At 70.1% G+C, this 13,813-nt stretch carries 5 protein-coding genes, 1 tRNA gene and 1 rRNA gene; 1 reads left to right on the top strand and 6 read right to left on the bottom strand.

Annotated features, from left to right (window positions below):
- Positions 1 to 252: 252 nt before the first annotated feature.
- The 3 genes from ACH4LD_RS41215 to ACH4LD_RS41205 form a co-directional block, all read right to left on the bottom strand.
- Positions 253 to 3,003, bottom strand: a complete 2,751-nt coding sequence (locus ACH4LD_RS41215; protein ID WP_398059348.1) for a DNA translocase FtsK — start codon at positions 3,001 to 3,003, stop codon at positions 253 to 255.
- A gap of 139 nt (positions 3,004 to 3,142) precedes the next feature.
- Positions 3,143 to 3,823 carry a two-component system response regulator gene (locus tag ACH4LD_RS41210; RefSeq protein WP_189814158.1) on the bottom strand — a complete coding sequence of 227 codons (681 nt, stop codon included), beginning with the start codon at positions 3,821 to 3,823 and terminating at the stop codon, positions 3,143 to 3,145.
- Positions 3,824 to 4,117: 294 nt separating this feature from the next.
- Positions 4,118 to 9,577, bottom strand: a complete 5,460-nt coding sequence (locus ACH4LD_RS41205; RefSeq protein ID WP_398059350.1) for a HAMP domain-containing protein — start codon at positions 9,575 to 9,577, stop codon at positions 4,118 to 4,120.
- A gap of 409 nt (positions 9,578 to 9,986) precedes the next feature.
- Here ACH4LD_RS41205 and ACH4LD_RS41200 point away from each other — a divergent pair, with 409 nt between their 5' ends.
- Entirely contained in the window at positions 9,987 to 12,746 is a 2,760-nt protein-coding gene (locus ACH4LD_RS41200) for a SpoIIE family protein phosphatase (RefSeq protein WP_398059352.1), read from the top strand.
- 44 nt (positions 12,747 to 12,790) lie between these two features.
- On the opposite strand, the gene ACH4LD_RS41195 is transcribed toward ACH4LD_RS41200, so the two are convergent.
- The 3 genes from ACH4LD_RS41195 to rrf all read right to left on the bottom strand — a co-directional run.
- A tRNA-Thr gene (locus ACH4LD_RS41195) sits at positions 12,791 to 12,866 on the bottom strand.
- Between the two features lie 84 nt (positions 12,867 to 12,950).
- Complete coding sequence (locus ACH4LD_RS41190; RefSeq protein ID WP_398059358.1) at positions 12,951 to 13,613, bottom strand: DegT/DnrJ/EryC1/StrS family aminotransferase; 663 nt, start codon at positions 13,611 to 13,613, stop codon at positions 12,951 to 12,953.
- Positions 13,614 to 13,727: 114 nt separating this feature from the next.
- Positions 13,728 to 13,813, bottom strand: a 5S ribosomal RNA gene (rrf, locus tag ACH4LD_RS41185); the annotation flags it as partial.

Raw genomic sequence — 13,813 nt, 5'->3', positions numbered from 1 at the left:
TGGAAGCTCAGTCTAGGGGGGGTACGAAAGGGTGGGACAACCGGACGGTAGGACATTTGTGCGCCATCGGAATGGCCGGACAATCCGATGGTTTGACAGGCTGGTACCCCATGCTGGGACGCCTACCTGTCCTTTCGCTCAACTGGACGTACGACAAAGGGAAACGGTTGCCCGCCGCTCGCTAACGGGTGGGTCACGGCGGCGGCCCCGCCACCCGGCGTAACCCACGTCCGCCGAACGGCCCTTCGCGCCTCACCCGTCCGACTCCCCGCGGATCACGGCGAGCACGCCGTCCAGCTCGTCGGGCTTCACGAGAACGTCACGTGCCTTGGAGCCCTCGCTCGGCCCCACGATGTTGCGGGACTCCATGAGGTCCATGAGCCGTCCGGCCTTGGCGAAGCCGACGCGCAGCTTGCGCTGGAGCATGGACGTCGAGCCGAACTGGGTGGAGACGACCAGCTCGGCCGCCTGGCACAGCAGGTCGAGGTCGTCGCCGATGTCCTCGTCGATCTCCTTCTTCTGCTTGGTGCCCACGGTGACGTCGTCCCGGAAGACCGGCGCCATCTGCTCCTTGCAGTGCCGGACGACGGCCGCGACCTCCTCCTCCGTCACGAACGCGCCCTGCATGCGCGTGGGCTTGTTCGCGCCCATCGGCAGGAACAGGCCGTCGCCCTTGCCGATCAGCTTCTCGGCGCCGGGCTGGTCGAGGATGACCCGGGAGTCGGCGAGCGAGGAGGTGGCGAAGGCCAGCCGGGAGGGCACGTTGGCCTTGATCAGACCGGTGACCACGTCGACCGACGGGCGCTGGGTGGCGAGCACCAGGTGGATGCCGGCCGCGCGCGCGAGCTGTGTGATGCGCACGATCGCGTCCTCCACGTCCCGCGGCGCGACCATCATGAGGTCGGCCAGCTCGTCCACGATCACCAGCAGGTACGGGTACGGCTGCAGCTCGCGCTCGCTGCCCTCGGGCGGCTTGGCCCGGCCCTCGCGCACCGCCCGGTTGAAGTCGTCGATGTGCCGGTATCCGTAGGCGGCCAGGTCGTCGTACCTGAGGTCCATCTCGCGGACCACCCACTGGAGGGCCTCGGCGGCCCGCTTGGGGTTGGTGATGATCGGGGTGATCAGGTGCGGGATGCCCTCGTAGGCGGTCAGCTCCACGCGCTTGGGGTCGACCAGGATCATCCGGACGTCCTCCGGGGTCGCCCGCATCATGACCGAGGTGATCAGGCAGTTGATGCAGGACGACTTGCCGGAGCCGGTGGCGCCGGCGACCAGCATGTGCGGCATCTTCGCCAGCGAGTGCATGACGTACCCGCCCTCGACGTCCTTGCCGAAGGCGACCAGCATCGGGTCGTCGTCCTCCGCCGACTCCGCCAGACGCAGCACGTCGCCGAGGTTGACCATCTCCCGGTCGGTGTTCGGGATCTCGATGCCGACCGCGGACTTGCCGGGGATCGGGCTGATGATCCGCACGTCCGGGCTGGCCACCGCGTAGGCGATGTTCTTGGTCAGCGCGGTGATCCGCTCGACCTTCACGGCGGGGCCCAGCTCGACCTCGTAGCGGGTGACCGTCGGACCGCGGGTGAAGCCGGTGACGCGCGCGTCGACCTTGAACTCGGTGAAGACCTGGGTGAGCGAGGCGACGACGGCGTCGTTGGCCGCGCTGCGGGCCTTGCCGGGGCCGCCGCGCTGGAGCAGGTCCAGGGAGGGCAGCGCGTAGGTGATGTCGCCGGACAGCTGGAGCTGCTCCGCGCGCGCGGGCAGCTCGCGGGGCACCTCCGGGGCCTTCTTCGTCAGGTCCGGGACGGATCCGGACGTCAGCTTCTCCTGCTTGGGGCGGGCCGCCGGGACCGGCTTGGGGGCGGGAGTGGGGGCCGGCTCGTCGGCGGGCGCAGGCGCGGGCACCGGGGTGGTGTCCTCGCGTTCGCCCGCGCTCACCCCCTGGGTGAGGTCGGCGACGAGCGGGGACGGCGGCATGCCGTGCAGGACGGCGCCGTCGAGCGCGGCGGCGGCCGCCGCCGCGACGTCCACGGCGTCCATCTGCCGCTGCGGGTCCGGCTGGGGCACCGCCGAGCGCCTGGGGCGCCCGCGGCGCTGCGAGAGGGCCTCTTCCTCGGCGCTGTCGGGGTCGTACGCCCGCGGGGCGGCGGAGCGTCGGCGGGGGCGCGCGGGCGTCGCCTCGCGCCACTGCTCGTCGTAGTACTCCTCCACGAACCGGTCCTCCTCCGGGTCGCGCAGCAGGCCCAGGTGCACGCCGAGCGTCCGCAGCCGCTGCGGGACGGCGTTGACCGGGGTGGCGGTCACCACGAGCAGCCCGAAGACGGTCAGCAGCACCAGCAGCGGTACGGCGAGCACCTCGGTCATGGTGTACGTCAGCGGAGTGGCCGCCGCCCAGCCGATGAGGCCGCCGGCGTCCCTTATGCCCTGCATGCCGTCGCTGCGCGCGGGCGAGCCGCAGGCGATGTGGACCTGGCCGAGGACGCCGACGACGAGCGCGGACAGGCCGATCACGATCCGCCCGTTGGCCTCCGGCTGTTCCGGGTGCCGGATGAACCGTACGGCGATCACCGCGAGCAGTATCGGCACCAGCAGGTCGAGCCGGCCGAAGGCGCCGGTGACCAGGATCTCGACGAGGTCGCCGACGGGGCCGCGCAGGTCCGCCCAGGTGCCGGCGGCGACGATCAGGGCGACGCCGAGCAGCAGCAGCGCGACGCCGTCCTTGCGGTGGGCCGGGTCGAGGTTCTTCGCGCCCTGCCCTATGCCGCGGAAGACGGCGCCGACGGCGTGCGCCAGGCCGAGCCAGAGGGCGCGCACGAGCCGGTACAGCCCCCCGGTCGCGCTGGGTGCCGGCCTCGCGGGCGCGGCCTTCTTCGCCGGGGCCTTCCTGGCGGGCGCCTTCTTGGCCGGGGCTTTCTTCGGGGCGGCCTTCTTCGCCGGAGCCTTCGCGGGAGCCGCCGCCTTCTTGGCGGGCTGCTTCTTGGCTGCGGAGGGACGTGAGGCCATGGTGTGAGGTTACCGGGGGAGACGACAGCGGACACGTGTGCCCACAGCTTCACCCGTTCGTGTCGTGCCTGACGGGGCTTGGAACTGACGCACACTCATCCGCGACCCGGTCCCGGTGTACGTCAGTTCCGCCTGTACGTCAGTTCTGCGAGGGCACCGAGGCACCGGCGCCGCCCGCGCCCGGCTCCAGGGCGTCGAGCGCACGGCGCAACCCGGTGAGCTTGCGCTCCAGATGGGCCGCCGTGGCCACCGCGGCCGCGTCCGCGGAGTCGTCGTCCAGCTGCTTGGACAGCGCCTCCGCCTGCTCCTCGACGGCCGCGAGCCGCGCGGACAGCTCGGCGAGGAGCCCGGCCGGCTCCTTGCCGGCGGCTCCGCCCTTGGCGCCGCCCTCCAACTGGAGCCGCAGCAGTGCCGCCTGCTCCCGCAGCTGGCAGTTCTTCATGTACAGCTCGACGAAGACCGAGACCTTCGCGCGCAGCACCCACGGGTCGAACGGCTTGCTGATGTAGTCCACCGCGCCCGCCGCGTAGCCCCGGAAGGTGTGGTGCGGGCCGTGGTTGATCGCCGTGAGGAAGATGATCGGGATGTCCCGGGTGCGCTCCCGCCGCTTGATGTGCGCGGCGGTCTCGAACCCGTCCATGCCCGGCATCTGGACGTCCAGCAGAATGACCGCGAAATCGTCCGTGAGCAGTGCTTTGAGCGCTTCCTCCCCGCTCGATGCCCGCACCAGCGTCTGATCGAGCGCAGAGAGGATGGCCTCCAGCGCCAGCAGATTCTCCGGCCGGTCATCGACCAGGAGGATCTTGGCCTTCTGCACCATGGCCCGCCCTCCTCGCCCCGGCGGTACACCGGGCGCCGCCCCAGGGGACGACTCCCTTTCGCCGCCCGTCCTTGTGCCGGTCATCGTAGCCGCACCCCGCCCGTCGCCACACCCTGTCACCGCGATGTCACTGTGCACACAACGGAAACGCGGCGAGACCCCGGACGGTTCCCGGAATCCGGGATTCCGCCGCGTACCCGGCCTTCATCATGCAGCAACTCCCCGCGCCCGCCGAAGGTTCCCCCGGCGTTCACCGCACACCCGTCCGATCCGCTCACCATGGCCACCCCTCGGTCACTCCGCGGTCATCCACTGACGCATCACCGACAGCAGGTGATCAGGATCGACCGGCTTGGTGACATAGTCGGAGGCGCCCGACTCGATCGCCTTCTCCCGGTCGCCCTTCATCGCCTTGGCGGTGAGCGCGATGATCGGCAGCCCCGCGAACTGCGGCATCCTGCGGATCGCCGTGGTCGTCGCGTAGCCGTCCATCTCCGGCATCATGATGTCCATCAGGACGACCGCCACGTCGTCGTGCTGCTCCAGCACCTCGATGCCCTCGCGGCCGTTCTCCGCGTACAGCACCGACAGGCCGTGCTGCTCCAGGACGCTGGTCAGCGCGAACACGTTGCGGATGTCGTCGTCGACGATCAGCACCTTCTCGCCGCCGAACCGCACCGCGCGGCCCTGCTGCGGCGCGCGCTCCTGCTCCGGCACCGCCGTCCACTGCTCGTGCCGCTGCCCGTCCTCCGGCCGGCTCCGCCGCCGGCGCCTGAAGAGCGCGGCCGCGCCGTTCTGCGTCTCCTGGTACGACTTCACCTCGGCCGGCGTCTCGATCTCCACCGCGGACAGCTCCGAGGACAGGTGCGCCTCGGAGGCGACCAGATCGCCGGCCTCCAGCGCGGGCAGGGACTGCTGGTAGCCCTGCGGCGGCAGTTCGCTCGGGTGCAGCGGCAGGTAGAGCGTGAACGTCGAGCCACGGCCCGGTTCGCTCTGCGCGTGGATCTCACCGCCGAGCAGCTGCGCGATCTCCCGCGAGATCGACAGGCCGAGGCCGGTGCCGCCGTACTTGCGGCTGGTGGTGCCGTCCGCCTGCTTGAACGCCTCGAAGATCACCCGCATCTTGCTGGCCGCGATGCCGATACCGGTGTCCGTCACCGAGAACGCGATCAGCTCGCCGTCCGGATCGCGCAGCGAACCGGCCTCCAGCAACTGTTCCCGGATGGACTGCGGCACGCTCGCGCCCGCGGGCCGGATCACCAGCTCCACCGACCCGGAGTCGGTGAACTTCACCGCGTTGGACAGCAGGTTGCGCAGCACCTGGAGCAGCCGCTGCTCATCGGTGTGCAGGGTCGCCGGCAGCTCCGGGGAGACCCGGACGGACAGGTCCAGGCCCTTCTCCGCGGTCAGCGGCCGGAAGGTGGCCTCCACGTAGTCCACCAGCTGGACGAGCGCGATCCGCGTCGGGGAGACGTCCATCTTGCCCGCCTCGACCTTCGACAGGTCCAGGATGTCGTTGATCAGCTGGAGCAGATCGGAACCGGCGCCGTGGATGGTCTCGGCGAACTCCACCTGCTTGGGCGAGAGGTTGCCCTCGGCGTTGTCGGCGAGCAGCTTCGCCAGGATCAGCAGCGAGTTGAGCGGGGTGCGCAGCTCGTGCGACATGTTGGCGAGGAACTCGCTCTTGTAGCGCATCGAGACCGCGAGCTGCTCGGCACGCTCCTCCAGGACCTGCCGGGCCTCCTCGATCTCGGTGTTCTTCACCTCGATGTCCCGGTTCTGCCGGGCCAGCAGCTCGGCCTTCTCCTCCAGTTCGGCATTCGAGGCCTGGAGCGCCTTCTGCCGGTTCTCCAGCTCGGCCGACCGCTCCCGCAGCTGCTCGGTCAGCTCCTGCGACTGCTTGAGCAGCTGTTCGGTCTTGGTGTTGACCGAGATGGTGTTGACGCTGGTCGCGATCATCTCGGCGATCTGGTTGAGGAAGTCCTTCTGGATCTGCGTGAACGGCGTGAAGGACGCCAGCTCGATCACACCGAGCACCTTGCCCTCGAACAGCACCGGCAACACGATGACCTGCGCGGGCGGCGCCTCGCCGAGCCCCGAGGAGATCTTCAGGTAGCCGCTCGGCGCGTCCGACACCAGGATCGTGCGCTTCTCCTGCGCGGCCGTGCCGACCAGCGCCTCACCGGGCCGGAACGACGTCGGCATGGAGCCCATCGAGTAGCCGTACGAGCCGAGCATCCGCAGCTCGTAGTCGTCCTCGCCGTTTCCGACGCCCTTGCCCTCCATGAGCGGCATCGCCACGAAGAACGCGCCGTGCTGCGCGGACACCACCGGCGTCAGCTCACTCATGATCAGCGAGGCGACGTCCTCCAGGTCCCGGCGGCCCTGCATGAGGGCCGAGATCCGGGCCAGGTTGCCCTTGAGCCAGTCCTGCTCCTTGTTGGCGATCGTGGTGTCACGCAGGTTGGCGATCATCTTGTTGATGTAGTCCTGGAGCTCCTGGATCTCGCCGGACGCGTCCACGTCGATCTTCAGGTTCAGGTCGCCGCGGGTCACCGCGGTCGCCACGCGCGCGATGGCCCGCACCTGCCGGGTCAGGTTCCCGGCCATCTCGTTCACGGACTCGGTGAGGTCCCGCCAGGTGCCGTCGACGTCACGCACGCGTGCCTGACCGCCCAGCTGCCCTTCCGTACCCACCTCACGGGCCACCCGGGTGACCTCCTCGGCGAAGCTGGACAGCTGGTCGACCATCGTGTTGATCGTCGTCTTGAGTTCGAGGATCTCGCCGCGGGCGTCAATGTCGATCTTCTTCGTCAGGTCACCCTTGGCGATGGCCGTGGTCACCATGGCGATGTTGCGTACCTGACCGGTCAGGTTGGACGCCATCTGGTTCACGGACTCGGTGAGGTCCTTCCAGGTACCGGCCACACCCGGCACGTGCGCCTGACCGCCCAGGATGCCGTCCGTGCCCACCTCGCGGGCCACCTTGGTGACCTGGTCGGCGAACGAACTCAGCGTCTTCACCATGGTGTTGATGGTGTCGGCGAGCTGCGCGACCTCACCGCGCGCCTCGATCGTCACCTGCCGCGTCAGGTCACCGTTGGCGACGGCCGCGGCCACCTGCGAGATGTTCCGCACCTGCATCGTCAGGTTGTTGGCCATCAGGTTGACGTTGTTGCTGAGGTCCTTCCAGATGCCCGTGACACCCGGTACGTGCGCCTGGCCGCCCAGGATGCCCTCGGTGCCCACCTCGCGGGCCACCCTGGTCACCTGCTCGGCGAAGCTGGACAGCTGGTCCACCATCGTGTTGACCGTCGTGACGAGCTCAAGGATCTCGCCCTTCGCGTCAACGGTGATCTTCTTGGACAGGTCGCCCTTGGCGACCGCCGTCGTCACCTCGGCGATGTTGCGCACCTGGATCGTCAGGTTGTTCGCCATGAAGTTCACGGACTGCGTGAGGTCCTTCCAGGTGCCGGAGACTCCCTGCACCTCTGCCTGACCGCCGAGCATGCCCTCCGTGCCCACCTCACGCGCCACGCGCGTGACCTCCTGGGCGAACGACGACAGCTGGTCCACCATCGTGTTCAGGGTGTTCTTCAGCTCCAGGATCTCCCCGCGCGCGTCCACGGTGATCTTCTGGGACAGGTCACCGCGCGCCACGGCGGTGGCGACCTGCGCGATGTTGCGCACCTGGGCCGTGAGGTTGCCGGCCATGCCGTTCACGGAGTCGGTCAGGTCCCGCCACACACCGGCCACACCGGGCACCTGCGCCTGCCCGCCCAGGCGGCCCTCCGTACCCACGTCCCGCGCGACGCGGGTCACCTGGTCGGCGAAGGCGGACAGCTGATCGACCATCGTGTTGATCGTGTTCTTCAGCTCAAGGATCTCGCCCCGCGCGTCGACGTCGATCTTCTGCGACAGGTCACCGCGCGCCACGGCCGTCGTCACCTGGGCGATCTGCCGCACCTGGGACGTCAGGTTGCCGGCCATGAAGTTGACGGAGTCCGTCAACTCCTTCCAGGTACCGGAGACGCCGTCCACCCGGGCCTGACCGCCCAGCCGGCCCTCCGTACCCACGTCCCGGGCCATCCGCGTGACCTGGTCGGCGAAGCTCGACAGCTGGTCCACCATCGTGTTGACGGTGTTCTTCAGCTGGAGCATCTCACCGGACACGTCCACGGTGACCTTCTGCGACAGGTCGCCGTTGGCCACCGCCGTGGTCACCTGGGCGATGTTGCGCACCTGCCCGGTGAGGTTGCGGAACGCGGTGTTGACGGAGTCCGTCAGGTCCTTCCACGTACCGGCCGCCCCCGGCACCTGCGCCTGGCCGCCCAGCTCACCCTCGACACCGATCTCCCGCGCGACCCGCGTCACCTCGGCACCGAACGCCGACAGCTGGTCCACCATCCCGTTGACGGTGTTCTTCAGCTCCAGCATCTCGCCGGCCACGTCCACGGTGACCTTCTGCGAGAGATCACCGCTGGCCACCGCGGTCGTCACCGCAGCGATGTCCCGCACCTGGGTGGTCAGGTTCCGGAACACCGTGTTGACGGAGTCCGTCAGGTCCTTCCACGTACCCGCCGCGCCCGGCACGTTCGCCTGCCCGCCGAGCCGCCCCTCCGCGCCGACCTCGTTCGCCACCCGCGTGACCTCGTCCGCGAAGATCCGCAGCGTCTCGGTCATCTGGTTGATCGTCTCGGCGAGCTGCGCGACCTCCCCGCGCGCGGGGACGGTCACCTTCTGCGACAGATCACCGTTGGCCACGGCGGTCGTCACCTGGGAGATCCCCCGCACCTGCGCGGTCAGGTTGCCCGCCATCGTGTTGACGGAGTCCGTCAGCTCCTTCCACACGCCGGCCACCTCGGGCACCTGGGCCCGGCCGCCCAGGATGCCCTCCGTGCCCACCTCGCGGGCCACCCGCGTGACCTCGGAGGAGAACGCCGAGAGCTGGTCCACCATCGTGTTGACGGTGTTCTTCAGCTCCAGCATCTCGCCGGCGACATGGACGGTCACCTTCCGGGACAGGTCGCCCTTGGCCACCGCCGTGGTCACCAGGGCGATGTCCCGCACCTGGGCGGTCAGCCGGTCCGCCATCGTGTTGACGGACTCGGTCAGGTCCTTCCACGAACCGGACATACCGCGCACCCGGGCCTGGCCGCCGAGCTTGCCCTCGGTGCCGACCTCGCTGGCCACGCGCGTGACCTCGTCCGTGAACGTCGACAACTGGTCGACCAGGTTGTTGACGGTCCGGCCGACCTTCAGGAACTCGCCCCGCAACGGATGCCCCGTACCGCCGTCCGGCGCCTGCGTCCGCAGCTCCATCCGCGGCGACAGATCACCCTCGGCGACCGCCGTGAGCACCCGGCTGACCTCCGAGACCGGCCGGACCAGGTCGTCCACCAGCGCGTTGGAGTTGTCGATGGCCGTCGCCCACGAGCCCTCACAGGCTCCCGTCTCCAGCCGCTCCGTGAGTTTTCCCTCACGCCCCACCATGCGCCGCACCCGCGACAGCTCACCGGTCAGATGCAGATTCCGGTCGGCCACCTCGTTGAAGACGGCCGCGATCTCCGACATCACGCCGTCACCGGAGACCGTGAGCCGCTTGCGGAAGTTCCCGTCGCGCATCGACACGAGGGCCGCCAGCAGCCGGTTCAGGGCAGCCGTGTCCACCGTGGTGGTGCCGCCGCTCCTGCCCAGGGACGGTTCGCCTTTCGCGCGCGTCCTCGTGCCTCGCGTCGCCGCGCCAGACTCCACTGTGTCCCTCCCGGAGGGGTAGACCGTCACTGCTGTGCTCGGCCGCTTCGGCCCGGCTGCCGGTCATCGGCATACCGGTTACTTCCGCGTACCGGTTACTGCTGCGTATTCCTGCCAGACGAGATCCGGCCACACCAGGAGCTGCTGCCCGCCCTGCACGGAACCCACGCGGCCAGGCCCGACCTTCGTCAGAAGCCTGCCCAGTGTTTCACCCCGGCCGAACCAGGCCATAACAGTTCGGCAGCTTCGCACATCGTCCGCACACCCTGGGGGCGTAAACACCGGCGACCGGCATCCGCCAGGACCGCGAAGGTAAGTAACCTTGCATGCGGCTGTCCAGCCGCACCGGTTTGACCGGTCTGGGCGGTGGCACGAGTACGAGCGGGCATCGGAGGGGCGGCCGGACACCATGACCACCGGACTGATCCCCGGGGGGCAGCCCCCGGAGCCACAGCCGACGGGCGAGCTGATGCCGCAACAGCGGAGCGAGCCGGCCGGCCACGCAGCCCCGCATGTCGACAACCGGCCGAGGAGTTCTGTGATCACCGCGCGCGCGGCTGCCAGTTTCGAGCCCGTCGGACGATCGGTCGCGACCGCCCGGTCCTTCGTCCGCGACACCCTCCAGGGCTGGGGGTTCGCCGACATCGTCGACGACGCGGTCGTCCTCACCAGCGAACTGGTGACCAACGCCGTCGTCCACGCGGGCACGCACGCGGAGGTGCTGTGCCTGCGCACCGAGGACGGCGTGCGCATCGAGGTCTCCGACCGCTACCCGGAGCGCGAGGTCCCCCTCCAGAGCTCCGCCGTCGCCATGAGCAGCCCCGACCGCGAAGGCGGCCGCGGCCTCCAGCTCTGCGCGGCCCTGGCCACCCGCTGGGGCGTGGACTACACCCCCACCCACAAGAACGTCTGGTTCCAGCTCAACCTGCCCGAGCGCCCGGTCGGCACCCGCACCGCCGGCCCGGCCCTGCCCCCCGACCTCCTCCCGCTGGCCGACGGCCGCGTCCGCGTCGCCGTCCTCCAGGTCGACCGGAAGGGCGGCATCAGCGCCTGGAACGAGGACGCCGAGGAGCTGTTCGGCTACCCGGCGTCCGACGTCATCGGCAAGCCCCTCACCGACCTGGCCGCCTGGCCGCACACCCCGGGCACCGGCACCGGCATCGCCGAGGCCCTCCAGCTCTCCCGCTGGGAGGGCACCTACGGCATCCGCGGCGCCGACGGCCGTGTGGCCCAGGTGTACGCCTCCCACCTCCGGGTCCGCGACACCGGCGGCGAACCCTCCACCGTCTGCCTCCTAGTCCGCGACCACGAGCGCGCCGTCCTGCAGACCCCCTCCCGCGTCCCGGCCACCGACCCGGCCCCGTCCGCCGACGGGCAGAGCACGGACCCCTTCGAGGTGTTCATCGGCTCCCCCGCCCCGGACGACCTCGACGGCCTCCTCCAGCGCACGGTGGAACGCGCCCGCGACATGCTCGACGGCGACTCCGCGTTCCTCCTGCTCGCCACCGACGACGAGACGGAACTGGAGGTCCGCGCCTCCACCGGTCTGCCCTCCGCCCGGCAGCGCTTCGCGCGCGTGCCCGTCGAAGCGGGCCCCGGCCGCTACGGCTCCGCCCGCATGCCCGCCGTCCACGACGACCTCGCCGCCGTCCCCGGGGCCGTACCCCTGCTCGCCGGAACCGGCATGCGCTCCGTCGTCACCGTCCCGCTCAAGGTCGAGGGCCGCCTCACCGGCTCCCTCGGCGTCGCGGCGGAGGCACCCGGCCGATACACCAACGAGGAGGCGCTGCGCCTCCAGTTCGCCGCCGACCGCATCGCTCTCGCCGTCGAGTCGGCCCGCCTCGGCGAACTGGAACGGCTGCGCCGCGGCTCCCTGAGCTTCCTGGTCGAGGCCTCCGACCTGCTGGCCGGCACCCTGGACCGCGACCAGACCCTCGCCCTGATGGCGCAGATGACGGTCCCGACGCTGGCCACCTGGTGCGCGGTCTACACGATCGCCGACCAGGCCTCCGAGCCGTACCTGTCGTACGTCCTGCACGAGGACGAGGAACTCATCGACGGCATCAAGTCCCTGCTGTCGAAGGTCCCCCCGCCGGATCCGGTGCCGACGCCCGGCGCCCGCGTGTGGACGGCCCCCGGCGAGGTCGCCCACCAGGCCGCCCTGCGCACCTCCATGCGCAGCCTGGGCCTGGCCGGCGGCCCCACGCACCAGATCGCCTCCGGCATCGGCCCGACGCTCGCGACAGCCTCCGCGGTCGGCGGGGAGACGGTCGTCCTGCCGCTCGTCGCCCGCAACCGCGTCATCGGCATGCTGACCCTCGGCAAACCGACCGACGAGCACTTCCGCCAGGAAATCCTGGAACTCGCCGAGGACTTGAGCCGCCGGGCCGCCCTCGCCCTGGACAACGCCCGCCTGTACTCCGAACGCACGGCCATCAGCCAGTCCCTCCAGCGCAGCCTGCTCCCACCGGGCCTGCCGCAGATCGACGGCGTCGAGGTCGAGGTCATCTACCGCGCGGCCGGCGAGGGCAACGAGGTCGGCGGTGACTTCTACGACCTCTTCCCCATCGGCGACGACGCGTACGGCTTCGCCATCGGCGACGTCTGCGGTACGGGCCCCAACGCGGCGGCGGTCACCGGCCTGGCCCGGCACGCCCTGCGCCTGCTGGCCCGCGAGGGCCTGTCCGGCCCGGCCGTGCTGGAGCGCCTGAACTCCGCGATCCTCGACGAGGGCGACCGCAGCCGCTTCCTGACCCTCCTCTACGGCGAGATGCGCCCCCAGGAGGACGGCAGCGCCGAGCTGAAGGTGGTCTGCGCCGGCCACCCGCTCCCGCTGCGCCTGCGCCAGGACGGCACGGTGACGGCCGCGGCCGAACCCCAGCCGCTGCTGGGCGTCATCGAGGACCTGGAGCTGTACGAGGAGACGGTCACCCTCGACCCGGGTGACGTGCTGCTCTGCGTCACGGACGGCGTCACCGAACGCCGGGAGGGCTCGCGCATGCTGGGTGACGACGGCCTCGCCGACGTCCTCACGACGTGCACGGGTCTGACGGCGGGCGCGGTCGCGGCACGCATCATGCGCGCGGTCGAGCGTTTCGCCTCCGACGCCCCGTCCGACGACATGGCCATTCTGGCGATGCGCGTGCCGGGAATCCACAAGGAGGTCTGAGGAAACACGAAAAGGCCCCACCCGGAAGGGTGGGGCCTTTTTGCTGGAGCCCCCAAACGGAATCGAACCGTTGACCTTCTCCTTACCATGGAGACGCTCTGCCGACTGAGCTATAGGGGCCTGTCGTTTTCGAGGTTTCCCTCGCGGCGACGAAGAAACTGTACCCCGAGCAGGCCCGAGTTCCCAAATTCGTGCGCTGCCCGGTCAGAAGGCGGGCTGAAGCAGACCGCCCAGGGCGTTGCAGGCGGACACTATGCGGTGCATCTCCCGCTTGGTGAGCCCGGCGTCCACGGGCAGCGCGAGCGTCTCGTCGGCGGCGAGTTCGGTCTGCGGCAACGACACGCACCGACGGAACTCCGGCAGCCGGTGCACGGGCGTCTTCACCGGCACCCGGCACTCGACTCCCTTGGCCCGGACGGCCCGCGCGAAAGCGTCCCGGTCCGGCCGGCCGTTCCCCGGAACCCGCACAACGTACTGCTGATAGGTGTGCCCGTCCCCGCCGTCCGGCGTCCGTACGCCCTTCAACTTGGCGTCGAGATAAGCCGCCCGCTGCCTGCGCTGCGCTATCTCGTCGTACGGCGCCTCCGACTCGCCCTGCTCCAGCACCAGCAGTCCGTGCCGCTGCCCGAGCGCGTGCAACCGACCGATGTCGGCCCGCCGTCCGAAGCGGTGGACGACAACCACCGCGGCCGTACGTGCGGTTACGGCCACCTCGACCGCGTCCGGGTCGAGGCAGTAGGTCACGGGATCTATGTCCGCGAACACCGGGAGCGCGCCCGCCAGGGTCACGGCCTCCGCGACCTCGACGTTCCCGAAGGCCGGTACGACGACCTCGTCACCGACTCCTACGCCGGCGGCCCTGAGCATTGCTGCAGTTCCCATGTCTGGGATGCTGGGCTCGCAACGTGAACGACACGTTACGCACAACAGAAAAAGGCCGGACCCCGAACCGAAGTTCAGGATCCGACCTTTTCAAGAATTGTTCGGCGGTGTCCTACTCTCCCACAGGGTCCCCCCTGCAGTACCATCGGCGCTGTGAGGCTTAGCTTCCGGGTTCGGAATGTAAC

The organism is Streptomyces sp. NPDC017676 (genome assembly GCF_044329325.1).
Taxonomy (GTDB): domain Bacteria; phylum Actinomycetota; class Actinomycetes; order Streptomycetales; family Streptomycetaceae; genus Streptomyces.
The sequence above is the reverse complement of the archived record's forward strand: the minus strand, read 5'-3'. Positions and strand labels throughout refer to the sequence as shown.

Coding starts and splice junctions, on each gene's coding strand:
- ACH4LD_RS41215 (WP_398059348.1), bottom strand. CDS start 3,003: ATGGCCTCACGTCCCTCCGCAGCCAAGAAGCAGCCCGCCAAGAAGGCG.
- ACH4LD_RS41210 (WP_189814158.1), bottom strand. CDS start 3,823: ATGGTGCAGAAGGCCAAGATCCTCCTGGTCGATGACCGGCCGGAGAAT.
- ACH4LD_RS41200 (WP_398059352.1), top strand. CDS start 9,987: ATGACCACCGGACTGATCCCCGGGGGGCAGCCCCCGGAGCCACAGCCG.
- ACH4LD_RS41190 (WP_398059358.1), bottom strand. CDS start 13,613: ATGCTCAGGGCCGCCGGCGTAGGAGTCGGTGACGAGGTCGTCGTACCG.